11 protein-coding genes and 1 CRISPR repeat array are annotated in these 13,141 nt (G+C 72.1%); of the genes, 3 read left to right on the top strand and 8 right to left on the bottom strand.

The genetic code is table 11. The features are described from left to right. Positions 1 to 25: 25 nt before the first annotated feature. A complete protein-coding gene (locus ACSMX9_RS13620) occupies positions 26 to 1,423 on the bottom strand; it encodes an MFS transporter (protein ID WP_445402592.1) in 1,398 nt (465 codons plus the stop codon). Next, positions 1,420 to 2,157, bottom strand: a complete 738-nt coding sequence (locus ACSMX9_RS13625) for a GntR family transcriptional regulator (RefSeq protein ID WP_445402593.1) — start codon at positions 2,155 to 2,157, stop codon at positions 1,420 to 1,422. The genes ACSMX9_RS13620 and ACSMX9_RS13625 overlap by 4 nt, the downstream gene beginning before the upstream one ends. A gap of 259 nt (positions 2,158 to 2,416) precedes the next feature. On the opposite strand from ACSMX9_RS13625, the gene ACSMX9_RS13630 reads away from it, so the two are divergent. Beyond that, complete coding sequence (locus ACSMX9_RS13630) at positions 2,417 to 3,313, top strand: D-alanyl-D-alanine carboxypeptidase family protein (protein WP_351238878.1); 897 nt, start codon at positions 2,417 to 2,419, stop codon at positions 3,311 to 3,313. Between the two features lie 335 nt (positions 3,314 to 3,648). Beyond that, positions 3,649 to 4,665: direct repeats of the CRISPR family, unit length 29 nt; unit sequence GTCCTCATCAGCCCTGGTGGGTTGGAAAC. Positions 4,666 to 4,868: 203 nt separating this feature from the next. Here the strand turns inward: ACSMX9_RS13630 and ACSMX9_RS13635 are convergent. The 4 genes from ACSMX9_RS13635 to pdhA form a co-directional block, all read right to left on the bottom strand. Further along, positions 4,869 to 6,227: a hypothetical protein gene (locus tag ACSMX9_RS13635; RefSeq protein WP_445402594.1), complete on the bottom strand. Its 1,359-nt coding sequence runs from the start codon at positions 6,225 to 6,227 to the stop codon at positions 4,869 to 4,871. A gap of 104 nt (positions 6,228 to 6,331) precedes the next feature. Further along, on the bottom strand, positions 6,332 to 7,795 hold the full coding sequence (locus ACSMX9_RS13640; RefSeq protein WP_445402595.1) for a dihydrolipoamide acetyltransferase family protein: 1,464 nt from the start codon (positions 7,793 to 7,795) through the stop codon (positions 6,332 to 6,334). A gap of 21 nt (positions 7,796 to 7,816) precedes the next feature. Beyond that, entirely contained in the window at positions 7,817 to 8,797 is a 981-nt protein-coding gene (locus ACSMX9_RS13645) for an alpha-ketoacid dehydrogenase subunit beta (RefSeq protein WP_445402596.1), read from the bottom strand. A 2-nt stretch (positions 8,798 to 8,799) separates the two neighbouring features. Then, positions 8,800 to 9,975 carry a pyruvate dehydrogenase (acetyl-transferring) E1 component subunit alpha gene (pdhA, locus tag ACSMX9_RS13650; RefSeq protein ID WP_445402597.1) on the bottom strand — a complete coding sequence of 392 codons (1,176 nt, stop codon included), beginning with the start codon at positions 9,973 to 9,975 and terminating at the stop codon, positions 8,800 to 8,802. Positions 9,976 to 10,308: 333 nt separating this feature from the next. On the opposite strand from pdhA, the gene ACSMX9_RS13655 reads away from it, so the two are divergent. Further along, positions 10,309 to 10,983, top strand: coding sequence for a response regulator (locus tag ACSMX9_RS13655; protein ID WP_445402985.1), 675 nt, complete (start codon positions 10,309 to 10,311; stop codon positions 10,981 to 10,983). An 85-nt stretch (positions 10,984 to 11,068) separates the two neighbouring features. After that, positions 11,069 to 11,512 carry a pyridoxamine 5'-phosphate oxidase family protein gene (locus ACSMX9_RS13660; protein WP_351238868.1) on the top strand — a complete coding sequence of 148 codons (444 nt, stop codon included), beginning with the start codon at positions 11,069 to 11,071 and terminating at the stop codon, positions 11,510 to 11,512. 27 nt (positions 11,513 to 11,539) lie between these two features. Here ACSMX9_RS13660 and ACSMX9_RS13665 read toward each other — a convergent pair whose 3' ends face one another. Both ACSMX9_RS13665 and ACSMX9_RS13670 read right to left on the bottom strand, forming a co-directional pair. After that, positions 11,540 to 12,280, bottom strand: coding sequence for an ABC transporter permease (locus tag ACSMX9_RS13665; protein ID WP_445402598.1), 741 nt, complete (start codon positions 12,278 to 12,280; stop codon positions 11,540 to 11,542). Continuing rightward, positions 12,273 to 13,088 (bottom strand): ABC transporter ATP-binding protein, encoded by an 816-nt coding sequence (locus ACSMX9_RS13670; RefSeq protein ID WP_445402599.1) that lies wholly within the window; start codon positions 13,086 to 13,088, stop codon positions 12,273 to 12,275. The genes ACSMX9_RS13665 and ACSMX9_RS13670 overlap by 8 nt, the downstream gene beginning before the upstream one ends. Between the last annotated feature and the right edge of the window lie 53 nt (positions 13,089 to 13,141).

Here is a 13,141-nt window from a genome sequence, read left to right on the forward strand (position 1 = left end):
CGCCCGCCCCGTCCACGTTCCCCCGCTACGCCGCCGGGACGTGGACGGTGGTGACCCGGCTCGCCGCGTGTGACTCGCGCTCCCGGTGGGCGGCCCGGCGGTGCAGCCGTAGCACCTGGACGACGCCGAGGGCCTGGAAGACGAACACCGCGGAGAACGCCACCCGGAACGACCCGTCGGTCAGGTCCAGCAGGAGGCCCACGGCCAGCAGGGTCGCCATCGAGGAGACGAAGCCGCCCATGTTGACGATCCCGGAGGCGGTGCCCTGCCGTTCCGGGGGGTTGGCGGGTCGGGCGAAGTCGAAGCCGATCAGCGAGGCGGGGCCGCAGGCGCCGAGCACCGCGCACAGGGCGACCAGCAGGGCCAGCGGGGCCCGCTCCCCGGGCCAGGCCAAGGTCAGCGCCCAGAGGGTGGCGGTGGCGGCTACGGTGCCGAGGACCAGCGGCAGCCGGGCCGCGTGGCAGCGGGCGATGACCTGGCCGTAGACCAAGCCGATCGCCATGTTGGACACCACGATCAGGGTGAGCAGGTTCCCGGCCGTCGCCGGGTTGAGCCCCTGGGCGCGCACCAGGAACGGCAGCCCCCACAGCAACAGGAACACCATCGCCGGGAACTGTCCGGTGAAGTGGGCCCACAGCCCCAGCCGGGTGCCGGGTTCACGCCAGGCAGCGGCCAGTTGCCCGCGCACGCCCGGCTGCGGGGCGGTCGCCGACCCGTCCGGCGTCCGGGCGGTCGCCGGTCCGTCCGCCGGCGGCGCGGGGACCTCGCCCCGGTCGGGGGCGGCGGGTCGGGGCGGCTGGTCCCGCAGGAACAGCAACAGCACGAGGACCACCACCCCGGCGAGCGAACTCCCGCCGAAGGCCGCGGCCCAACCGAACCCGTCCAGCAGTCGGGCGATCAGCAGGGTGGAGACCAGGTTGCCGGCCATGCCGGCGAATCCGGCGAGTTGGGCCATCAGCGGGGCCCGGCGGGCCGGGAACCAGCGGCTGCCGAGGCGCAGCACGCTGATGAAGGTCATCGCGTCCCCGCAGCCGAGCAGCACGCGGGCCGCGAGGGCCGTCCCGTACGAGGGCGCGAGCGCGAAGCCCAGCTGGCCCGTGGTGAACAGGACGGCCCCGAGTATCAGGACCCGCTTGGTGCCGAACCGGTCCACCAGCAGCCCCACGGGTATCTGCATGCCGGCGTAGACGAGGAGTTGGACGATCGAGAACGCGGAGAGCGCGGAGGCCCCGATCGCGAACCGCTCCCCGGCGTCCAAGCCCGCCACCCCCAGCGAGGTGCGGAAGATGACGGCGACGAAGTAGACGGAGACCCCGATCGACCAGACGGCCACCGCCCGACGGCCCCCCGGGCCCGTTCCTCCCTTCCCGGGCGGCACACCGGAGGAAGCGGCACCGGCGGCATCGGCCGGACCGGCGCTCATCGGACGGCTCCCCGGGCGAGTTCGGCGACCCTGCCGATGTGCCGGTGCACCAGGTCGGCGGCGGCTTCGGCGTCACCCGCGCGCAGGGCGGCCAGGATCTCCTCGTGCTCGGTGAGGGCGCGGGCGATCCGGTCGGGGTGGGCGTGCATCACGGCGACCCCCATGCGCAGTTGGCGGTCCCGGAGCTGCTCGTAGAGGCGGGACAGGATCTCGTTGCCCCCGCTGCGGACCAGTTCCACGTGGAAGTGCCGGTCGCTGACGGCGGCTTCGGCGAACCGCCCCGCCGCCGCGTGGCGCTTCTGCTCCGCCAACAGCTCGGCGAGACGGTCGAGCAGGGCCGGCGGGGCGGGCACGGCCTTGCGGACGGCGTGCTCCTCCACCAGGCGACGGGTCTCGACCACATCGGCGATCTCCCGCGCGGACACGGGCAGTACCAAGGCCCCCTTCTTCGGGTAGAGCTTGATCAGCTCCTCGGCCTCCAAGCGCAACAGGGCCTCCCGCACCGGAGTGCGGGACACTCCGACCGCCGCGGCCAACTCGCCCTCGGTCAACAGCGTTCCGCCCTCGTAGCGGCGCTCCAGCACGGCACGCTTCAGGTGGTCGTAGACGCGGTCGGCGGCGGGCGGCTTGGGCGCACCGGACGGTGCGCGACGGGGTACCGGCTCGGTACCGGCGGGGTCCGCGAGCGCGTCGGTCTGCGGGACGGGCGCGGTCGGGGCGGCGGAAGCAGGCATGTGCACAGGTTAGATACAACAGCGGGACAGAGGGGAGGGACCGTCCGGATCGCGGACCAGTACGACTCCCGCCCACGCCTGCGACCGTCGCTCCTGCCGTTTGACGACAAAGTGACTTCGGGAAGATTTTTCGTGGGAGGCGGCGAACTCTTTACCTTCTCCGTGCATCCTTCCGTGCCGCCCGGCCGTCTTGCTTCGACGCGGTATTTTCCATGCCGCTACCACGCATGTACTTACAGGGGCGTTTGGAGCATTCAAGTTGACTACAGGCATCAAGGGCATTCGTCGTGCCTCCGCCGTCACCGTGTCCCTCACGGCGGGCGCGATGCTGGCGGGCGGCGTGACCGCGACGCAGGCCCACGCCGCCACCCCGGCACCGCCGTCCGTCACCGCCAAGGGCGGTTACGTGATGAACAACGCGACGGGCCGCACCCTTTACGGCAAGAGCGCTGACACCAAGCGCAACACCGGTTCCACCACGAAGATCATGACCGCCAAGGTGGTCCTGGGTCAGCGCAACCTGAACCTGGACTCCAAGGTCACCATCCAGAAGGCGTACAGCGACTACATCGTGTCGCGCACCGCCTCCTCCGCGCGGCTGATCGTCGGCGACAAGGTCACCGTGCGCCAGCTGCTCTACGGGCTGATGCTGCCCTCCGGCTGCGACGCCGCGTACGCGCTGGCCGACAAGTTCGGCACCGGTTCCACCCGGGCCGCCCGGGTGAAGTCCTTCATCGGCAAGATGAACGCCGAAGCGCGCCGACTCGGCATGAACAACACCAAGTTCGACTCGTTCGACGGCATCGGCAACGGCGCCAACCACTCGACGCCGCGCGACCTGACGAAGCTCGCGAGCAGTGCGATGAAGAACTCCACGTTCCGCACGATCGTGAAGACCAAGTACACCAAGCAGAAGGTCACCACCCGCAACGGCGGTTACCGCAACATGGAGTGGACCAACAGCAACAAGCTGCTCGGCACCTACTCCGGCGCCATCGGCGTGAAGACCGGCTCCGGCCCGGAGGCCAAGTACTGCCTGGTGTTCGCGGCCACCCGCAACGGCAAGACCGTCATCGGCACCGTGCTGACGTCCTCCTCGGACGCCAACCGCGCCAAGGACGCCAAGAAGTTGATGGACTACGCGTTCCGCCGCTGAGCCCCACCCGGTGACTCGGTTCCGGTTCACCGGTGCCTGACGGCCCCGCCCCCGTCCCTGTGCCCGTTTCGGTGCACGGGGACGGGGGCTTCCCTTACGGTGGTGGCATGGAAACCTCGTCGGCGCCGGTGGGTGAGGAACCGCGGCTTGGCCGCCTTCTCCGTCAGCCGGGTCGGTCGACAGGCCACCAGGCCGGTCAGTACGGCGGCAGGGTAGCGCTGGCGCCTGTTCGGCCACTCGTTTGACCTGCGGTGATGCACTACCGGAGGTTCGCTGCACTCTCGGACTTACGGGCACGGCTCGGGGGCGCGGTGAGCTGCGGCTTTACCCTCGGGGTCCTCATCAGCCCTGGTGGGTTGGAAACTAGGTCCGCCGGGCGGTCCACGGCGCGATGATGCTGGGTCCTCATCAGCCCTGGTGGGTTGGAAACTGCTTACCCAGCTCGACCCCGGCGGCGGCGAGCACCGGGTCCTCATCAGCCCTGGTGGGTTGGAAACGCGAGCGCGCGGAGCACCACCACCAGGCGGCACGTCCTCATCAGCCCTGGTGGGTTGGAAACGTGTACTCGGTCATGGTTCTCCAAGGGGAGACCGACGTCCTCATCAGCCCTGGTGGGTTGGAAACCCGGCCGCCCGCGGGACTATGTGGACGTGCAGGTGGGTCCTCATCAGCCCTGGTGGGTTGGAAACATGCCCATCTGCATCCGGAAGATGAACCAGTCTGGGCCACCCGTCCTCATCAGCCCTGGTGGGTTGGAAACCCAGCCGCCGGATGCACGACTTGAGCCACTGCGCGGTCCTCATCAGCCCTGGTGGGTTGGAAACACGATCATGATCGCTTCTCACTTTCCGTTCAGGAGCGTCCTCATCAGCCCTGGTGGGTTGGAAACCCGTAGGGCTGGCACAGCCGGGCCTGGTGGATGCTGGTCCTCATCAGCCCTGGTGGGTTGGAAACATGATGAGGCGGGGCTGCTGCTGGCCGCCGGCGAGCGCCCGTCCTCATCAGCCCTGGTGAGTTGGAAACATCGCCTGGTCCACCGTCAGCATCGGCGGACTCCTGTCCTCATCAGCCCTGGTGGGTTGGAAACAGGCCGGCGGGGGTGAGGTGGCCGCGGGCGCGCCAGGTCCTCATCAGCCCTGGTGGGTTGGAAACGCGAGGAGGTGCTCGACCATCCCGCGGGCCAGGAGGTGTCCTCATCAGCCTTGGTGGGTTGGAAACTTGCGGAGCTGTTCGAAGGCCGACTCCGCGCGGCGGATCGTCCTCATCAGCCCTGGTGGGTTGGAAACGGGCCATGCCACGTGAGCACGAAGTCCACGGTGCCGCGGCCTCATCAGCCCTGGTGGGTTGGGAACATCAGCGCCCCCCGGACGGCGTTGCGGATCCCTCGCCCGCGTCCGCAGCGCACCGCCCGGGCCGGCCGGCCCGGCCGACGCGTTCGAACGGACCCAGCCGGGCAGCCTCGGACGACGCCACGCGCACGGTGGCCGTCGCTTGCGGCACCCCCCACCGCCCGCCGGCTCCGGTCGCCGTGGCGGGCCCGAGTGGGGGGGCAGGGTCAGCGCTGCGCCGCCGACCTGACGGCTTCGGCGAGTACGCCCTCCACGGTGGCCAGGCGGGCGCGGTCCACCTGGGAGTCGTCCCGCCGGAGTTCGGTGACGTACTCCAGCGCCTCTTCCAGGGGTGAGGGGACCGATCCGGTCGGGAGCGCTCTGGACCGTTCGGTCAGGGTGTCCAGGGCCTTGCGGGTGAGCCGCTCCAGCGCGGGGCGTTCGTCGTCCGTGGCCACGAGTTGGGCCTCGTGCAGGGCGTGCACGGCGGCCACCTTCTCCACGATGCCCACCAGGGGCGAGTGCGGGGGAATGGGCTTGAACCCGACGCCGGGGATGAAGACCATCACCCCGTCGCCGGAGCCCAGTCCCTCCTGTTCCAACGGCCTCGCACGTCGCCGGGAGAAGGCGAGCCGTACCGTGCCCTTCGCCTCGTCCAGGGACATCACGAAGACCTGGAGGGGGCCGTCGTGGAACAGGTCGAAGACGTCGTCCTCACCGAAGGAGCGCAGGGTGCCCACGGTGGCCGGGAAGGCGGTGACCAGCTCCGCCGACACGGGTGTGTCACCCGTCGGGTCCGTGTGCGCGACGATCCAGTGCCCGGGGTCGGGCAGTCCCTTGTCCGCTCCCGTGTCGTTGCGGGCGCGGTACTCCACGAGGACCCCGCCCACCCGGACCCCGACCGGCCCCCGTGCGGTGGGTCCGGAGACCGCTCCGGTCAGGGCGGACAGTTCGACGACCACGCCGCCGGCCTGGTGCACGCTCCCGCTCTTGCTCAGGTCGACCAGGACGTGGGACGCCTTCGGGTCGAGCCAGCCGGTCTCGATCAGGGTCGGCACGCTCATGCCGGGGCCGGCCCGGTGCAGGTCGGGTGCGCCGGGGTCGTCGAGGCCGGGCACGTGGTAGGTGTGTCCGAGCCATCCCATGGCGCACCAGGGGTCCCGGTAGCGCTCCAACTCGCCGTTGACCGGGCCCCAGGCGTCCTCGGCCCCGAAGCGGTGGCCCAACTCGTGGCAGAGGCCGGCCGGCCCGAAGTCCACGGCGGCGATGTGCGTGATCGACCCCGGGGTGGTGCCCCCGCTGGAGTCGGGCTCGTCGATCACCGTCACCACGTGGTCGTAGGGGAGGGTGAAGCCGAGTTCGTCGGCGACGGCCTGCGTCGCGCCCATGCCCTTGGCATGCCACTCGGCGGAGGTGAAGGGTGCCTCCTGCCAGTCCCGCACCGTCCAGGTCAGATTGACCCGCCCGCCGGACTGGGCGGAGTAGAAGGCCGTCACCTCGGCCATGACCCGCTCGACCTGGGCTGCGGTGAAGGTGGTCCGCCGTGGCGAACCCTTGCACGTCAGGAGCAGGACACCGATCTGCACGGCTGTCTCCCTTCCGCGGCCAGGCTATGGCGCGCGGGCGGGAGGTGCGCGCGGCGAGGTCCGTCCGGGTGGTCCCGGGGCCCGTGGGCCCCGGGACCATCAGGTCACGCCCAGACGATCAGCCGCTTGGGGTCCTCCAGGACCGCGGCGGTGTCGGCGAGGACCTTGGAGCCCAACTCGCCGTCGACCAGACGGTGGTCGAAGGAGAGGGCGAGGGTGGTGACCTGGCGCGGCTTCACCTTGCCCTTGTGGACCCAGGGTTGGAGCTTGATGGCGCCCACCGCGAGGATGGCGGACTCGCCCGGGTTCAGGATGGGGGTGCCGGTGTCGACGCCGAAGACGCCGACGTTGGTGATGGTCACCGTGCCGCCCTGCATGGCCGCCGGGGAGGTCTTGCCCTCGCGGGCGGTGGCCACCAGCTCGGCCAGGGCGGCGGCCAGCTCGGGCAGGGTCTTGGCGTGCGCGTCCTTGATGTTGGGGACGAGCAGGCCCCGCGGGGTGGCCGCGGCGATGCCCAGGTTGACGTAGTGCTTCTGCACGATCTCCTGGTTGGCCTCGTCCCAGGCGGCGTTGACCTCCGGGTTGCGCTTGACGGCGACCAGCAGCGCCCGGGCCACCAGGAGCAGCGGGTTCACCCGCAGGCCGGTCAACCCGTAGCGGTCGGCGTCCCGCTTCAGCTCCTCGACCAGCTTCATCGTGCGCGTCACGTCGACGGTGATGAACTCGGTGACGTGCGGGGCGGTGAACGCCGAGCCCACCATGGCCTGGGCGGTCGCCTTGCGGACGCCCTTGACGGGGACCCGGGTCTCCCGGGCGTCGGCGGGGGCGGCCGTCCGCACGGCGTCGGCCTGCGGCGCCGGGGCCGGAACCGGGGTCGGCGCCGAGGGCACCGCCGACTCGGGGGCCGGCGGAGCGGCGGCGGCGTGCACGTCCTCGCGGGTGACGATGCCGTCGGGGCCGGTGGGCGTCACGCCCGCCAGGTCCACCCCCAGGTCCTTGGCCAGCTTCCGCACCGGCGGCTTGGCCAACGGGCGGGCCCCGACCTCGGCGGCCACCGGGGCGACGGGGGCGGCCGCCGGAACCGGGGCCGGTGCGGCGGGCACCTCGGCGGCCGGGACCACCGGGGGCGCCGGGTTCACCGGGGGCACCGTCCTGCGGGGCCGGCGGCGGGTGGAGCTCTCCGCGACCCCGTACCCCACCAGCACCGGCTGGCGGCCCTTGGGCGCCTCGTCGGCGGTTTCCGCGGGGGCGGTCGCGGTCTCCGCGGTCGCGGTCTTCGCGGTCCCGGAAGCAGCACCGGTACCGGAGGCCGCACGATCCCCCGTGTCCACGGTGATGATCACCTGGCCGACGTCGACGGTGGTGCCCTCCGGGTAGCGCAGCTCGGCCACCACTCCGTCGAAGGGGATGGGCAGTTCGACCGCCGCCTTGGCGGTCTCCACCTCGCACACCACCTGGCCGTCGGTCACGACGTCACCGGGTTTCACGTGCCAGGTGAGGATTTCGGCCTCGGTGAGGCCCTCGCCCACGTCGGGCATCTTGAACTCGCGCACGGACGTCTGCGTCATGGTCGTCACTCCTTCCCCGGCTCAGTACGCGAACGAGCGGTCGACGGCGTCCAGCACCCGGTCCAGGCCGGGCAGGTACTCCTCCTCCAACCGCGCCGGCGGATAGGGCGCGTGGTAGCCGCCGACCCGCAGGACGGGGGCCTCCAGGTAGTAGAAGGAGCGTTCGGTGATGCGGGCGGCGATCTCGGCACCGGCACCGAGGAAGACCGGCGCCTCGTGGACCACGACCAGGCGGCGGGTCTTCTCCACCGAGCGCTGGATCGCGTCGAAGTCGAGCGGGGAGACCGAGCGCAGGTCGAGGACCTCCAGGGAGCGGCCCTCCTCCTCGGCGGCGGCCGCCGCCTCCAGGCAGACCTTCACCATCGGCCCGTAGGCGACGAGCGTGAGGTCGGTGCCCTCGCGGGCGACCGTGGCGCCGTGCAGCGGGCCGGGGATGGCGTCGGGGTCGACCTCGCCCTTGTCCCAGTAGCGCCGCTTGGGCTCGAAGTAGATGACCGGGTCGTCGCTCTCGATGGCCTGCTGGAGCATCCAGTAGGCGTCCGAGGAGTTCGACGGGGAGACCACCTTCAAGCCGGCGACGTGCGCGAACAGCGCCTCCGGGGACTCCGAGTGGTGCTCGACCGCGCCGATGCCGCCGCCGTAGGGGATGCGGATCACGACGGGCAGCTTGACCTTGCCCAGCGAGCGGGCGTGCATCTTGGCGAGCTGGGTGACGATCTGGTCGTAGGCGGGGAACACGAACCCGTCGAACTGGATCTCCACCACCGGGCGGTAGCCGCGCAGCGCCAGGCCGATGGCGGTGCCGACGATGCCGGACTCGGCGAGCGGGGTGTCGATGACCCGGTCCTCGCCGAAGTCCTTCTGGAGTCCGTCGGTGACCCGGAACACCCCGCCGAGCTTGCCCACGTCCTCGCCCATGACCAGGACCTTCGGGTCCTCGTCCAGGGCGCGGCGCAGGGAGGCGTTGATCGCCTTGGCGATCGGTAGCTTCTCAACGGACATGGCTACTTGTCCTCCTCGTCCGCGAAGGACGCCTGGTAGGCGGTGAACTGTGCGCGCTCCTCGTCGACGAGCGCGTGCCCGTCGGCGTAGACGTGCTCGAAGGTGGCGAGCGGGTCCGGGTCGGGCATCGACCGCACCACCTCGCGCACCCGCTTGCCAAGCGCCTCGCTCTCCGCGTCGAGTTCGGCGAAGAAGGACTCGTCCGCGTGTCCGCGCGCCTCCAGGTGGGTGCGGAGCCGGGCGATGGGGTCCTTGGCCTCCCAGGCGACCCGCTCCTCGTCGTGCCGGTAGCGGGTGGGGTCGTCGGAGGTGGTGTGGGCGCCCATCCGGTAGGTGAACGCCTCCACCAGGGTGGGGCCCTCGCCGCGGCGGGCCCGGTCCAGCGCCCAGCGGGTGACGGCGAGGCAGGCCAGGACGTCGTTGCCGTCGACGCGCACGCCGGGGAAGCCGTAGCCCTGGGCGCGCTGGTACAGCGGCACCCGGGTCTGGCGCTCGGTGGGCTCGGAGATGGCCCACTGGTTGTTCTGGCAGAAGAAGACGACGGGCGCGTTGTAGACCGCGGCGAAGGTGAACGACTCGGCCACGTCGCCCTGGCTGGAGGCGCCGTCGCCGAAGTAGGCGACGACCGCGCTGTCCGCGCCGTCCTTGGCGACGCCCATGGCGTAGCCGGTGGCGTGCAGGGTCTGCGAGCCGATGACGATCGTGTACAGGTGGAAGTTGTTGGAGCTGGGGTCCCAGCCGCCGTTGTTGACGCCGCGGAACATGCCCAGCAGCAGCGTCGGGTCGACCCCGCGGGTCCAGGCCACGCCGTGTTCCCGGTAGGTGGGGAAGACGTAGTCGTCGGGGCGGGTGGCGCGGCCGGAGCCGATCTGCGCGGCCTCCTGCCCGAGCAGGGACGCCCACAGGCCCAGCTCGCCCTGGCGCTGGAGGGCGGTGGCCTCGGCGTCGAAGCGTCGGGTGAGGAGCATGTCGCGGTACAGCCCGCGCAGCTCCTCGGGGGTGACGTCCTCGACGTACGCGGCGTACTCGGCGAGCGCCTTGCCCGGCTTGACGCGCTTGCCCTCGGGGGTCAGAAGCTGGATGAGGTCGGGTTCGCCGCCCGGTGTCCTCCTCGCGGTCGCCCTCTTCGCGGTCGCCCGCGTGCGCGGCTCCCGCGCGGCAGTGCTCTCCACGGTCACGTGCTGCTCCTCCGTCGGTCCGGCCGCCCGGGTTCGCCGGGAGGGCCAGTGCGGTCGCCAGCCCCCGGTGCCTGCGCACGGGGTGGGTGCGCGCCGGGAACGGGCGTGACAGGTGTTCCGGCGAGCGCCCTGCACCAAGCACGTTACCCAGTGTCGCGCAAAGTCGCGAAACCCTTCTGACCTGCAATTTTCCTTGGATTTCCAAGTAAATCGCGCCCTCGGGGAACTCTTGCTGGTCAGGGCGTCGCACCGGGCTGCGGGGTGGCCGGAACAGGCGAACGGTAACCCGGGGACCTTCGGCGGGGGAAGGGAGCGTGTGTGACACTGACCCCTGTGCGAGAAGAGGGAAAAATTAGGGTATTCCTTCTGGACGACCACGAGGTGGTCCGGCGGGGCGTCCACGAGATGCTGACCGTCGAGGACGACATCGAGGTCGTCGGGGAGGCGGGCACCGCGGCCGAGGCCCTCGCCCGCATCCCGGCGGTCCGCCCGGACGTGGCGGTGCTCGACGTGCGGTTGCCGGACGGCAGCGGGGTCGAGGTGTGCCGGGAGATCCGGTCCGGGGACGAGTCCGTGAAGTGCTTGATGCTGACCTCCTTCGCCGACGACGAGGCCCTCTTCGACGCGATCATGGCCGGTGCCTCGGGGTACGTGCTCAAGGCCATCCGGGGCAACGAGCTGCTGGCCGCGGTGCGGGACGTGGCCGCGGGCCGTTCGCTGCTGGACCCGGTGGCCACCGCCCGGGTGCTGGAGCGGCTGCGCGACGGCGGCGGGGCCGGCGGGCGCCGGCGCGAGGGCGACGAGAAGCTGGCCTCGCTCACCGACCAGGAGCGCAAGATCCTCGACCTGATCGGCGAGGGGCTCACCAACCGCGCCATCGGCGAGCGGCTGCACCTGGCGGAGAAGACCATCAAGAACTACGTGTCCAGCCTGCTGTCCAAGCTGGGCATGGAGCGCCGTTCCCAGGCCGCCGCCTATGTGGCCCGGCTGGACGCCCGGCGGGGCTGAGGGTGGCGCGTGAGGGACTTTGGTCCCGGCCACCAGGGGCCGCCTCCCCTGGCGCGCCGGGCCCGCATGACCGACATTGAGCCGCATGCCCATGTCCCCGCCGACGCTCGGCCTCTTCGACCGCTCCCACGACGAGCAGCGGGCCCTGTCCCTGCTCGCCGGCACCGATCACGGGCGCGTGGCCACCAGCATGCGCGCGCTGCCGTTCCTCGCGGCGGCCCGGCACATCCTGGTGGCCGACCGGCTGCTGCTGCGCATGCACCGCGGCCACGGCTACCACCAGGCGTGCCTCGGCAGCGTCGTCGCCTACGGGGCGGACAACCTGGGGCACCGGGAGCCGGGCAGCACCGAGTGGTCGGTGCAGCTGGTGGGCTTGTGCACCGCCGTCCAGCCCACCGCGGCGGAGCTGCGGCTGTTCGGTCCGCTCCCGCAGGGCGTGGACGGCCAGTCCTACGACCCGGTGTACCTGCGGATCGAGCCGCAGCTGGTCACCCTGCACGAGTCGGACCCGGCGGGCCCGGCGGTCTGAGCGCGCCGGGCCGGGGCAGTGCCGTCCTCAGACGTCGCGCCGCAGGAACAGCTGCCGGCCTACCAGGGCGAGGACCGCGCACCAGACCGCGAGGACCAGGGCCCCGGCGGGTGCCGGGAGGGCGTCCGGGAAGGTGAGCCGGTCCCCCAGCAGTGCGTGCTGGGCGCCCTCGGGCAGGAAGCGGCCCGCCTCGGGCAGTCGGCCGAGCACCATCAGCTGGCCGACGGTCCCCCACACCAGCAGCCCGACGACGGCGACGAGCTGGTGGCGCACCACCCAGCCCACGGCCGCGCCCCACAGTCCGGCGAAGCCGCAGACGGCGACCGCGGCGGCGGCGACCCGCCAGCCCCGGCCGTCCAGCACCAGGGCACTGTCCCGGGCCGAGAGGGCGAGGGCGCCCACGCCGAGGGCGGCGGCGACCGCGAGCAGCCCGAAGACCAGGCCGGCGGCGGTGGCGGTGACCAGCTTGGCGGTGACCACGGTCGAGCGGCCCGGGGCGTGCAGCACGGTGCGGCCGATGGCGCCCGAGCGGAACTCCGCGGTGACCAGGACGGCCCCGAAGAGTCCGGCGAAGAGGGCGGAGGATCCGGCCATGTTGAGGACCCGGTGGGTGGTGTCGGCGGCGGCGCCCGGCGCGGCGAGGCCGTCCTCGGCGTAGACGGCGCCGAGCTGGCCGACCGCCGCCAGCAGCAGGGAGACCAGCAGCAGTGCCGGGAAGGCGGCGCCGGAGCGGGCCTTGAGGAGTTCGGCGGAGAGTTGGTTACGCATGGGACGGCTCCGGCGCGGCGGGGGCGGGGGCGGGGGTGGGGGTGGGGGAGGCAGCGGTGCGGCCTTCGACGAGGTGGAAGTAGGCGTCCTCCAGTCGGCCCGCGCCCTGGCGGACCAGCTCGTCGAGGGACCCCTGGAAGAGGACGGTGCGGCGCAGCACCACGATGTCGTCGACGGTCTGTTCGACCTCGGAGAGCAGATGGCTGGCGAGCAGCACGGTGCGCCCCCGTTCGGCCTGCTGTTCGATCAGCCGGCGCATCCAGCGGATGCCCTCGGGGTCGAGTCCGTTGAGCGGCTCGTCCAGGACGACGAGTTCGGGGTCGGGTAGCAGGGCGGCGGCCAGGGCGAGGCGCTGGCGCATGCCGGTGGAGCACGCCTGGTAGCGGGTGCGGGCGGCGGCGCCGGCCAGGTCGACCTGGTCGAGGACCTCGTCGACGCGGGTGTCGGGCAGGCCGAGCGCGCGGGCGGCGATCCGCAGCTGGTGGCGGACGGTCGGCCGGGGGGCGAAGCCGATGGCGTCCATGACGACGCCGATGCGGTGGGCGGCGTCGGGCAGGGTGCCGGGGGCGGCGCCGAGGACCCGGGCGGTGCCCCGGTCGGGGCGGGCCAGGCCGAGCAGGATGCGCAGCAGGGTGGACTTGCCGGCGCCGTTGGGGCCGAGCAGGCCGGTGACCCGGCCGGGCCGCAGGGCGAAGGTGACGTCCTCCAGTGCCTGGTGGGTGCCGAAGCGCTTGCTGACGCCCGAGAGGGTGACGCTGTGGTCGGCGTCCCCGCCCGGGGCCCGGTGGGTGTGGTCGTTGCCGGTCAAGAGACCTCTCCCTGGGGTGTTCGGGTGCGGTGCGAGGGGCCCGTCGCGGTGGG

The organism is Streptomyces sp. LE64 (genome assembly GCF_052606915.1).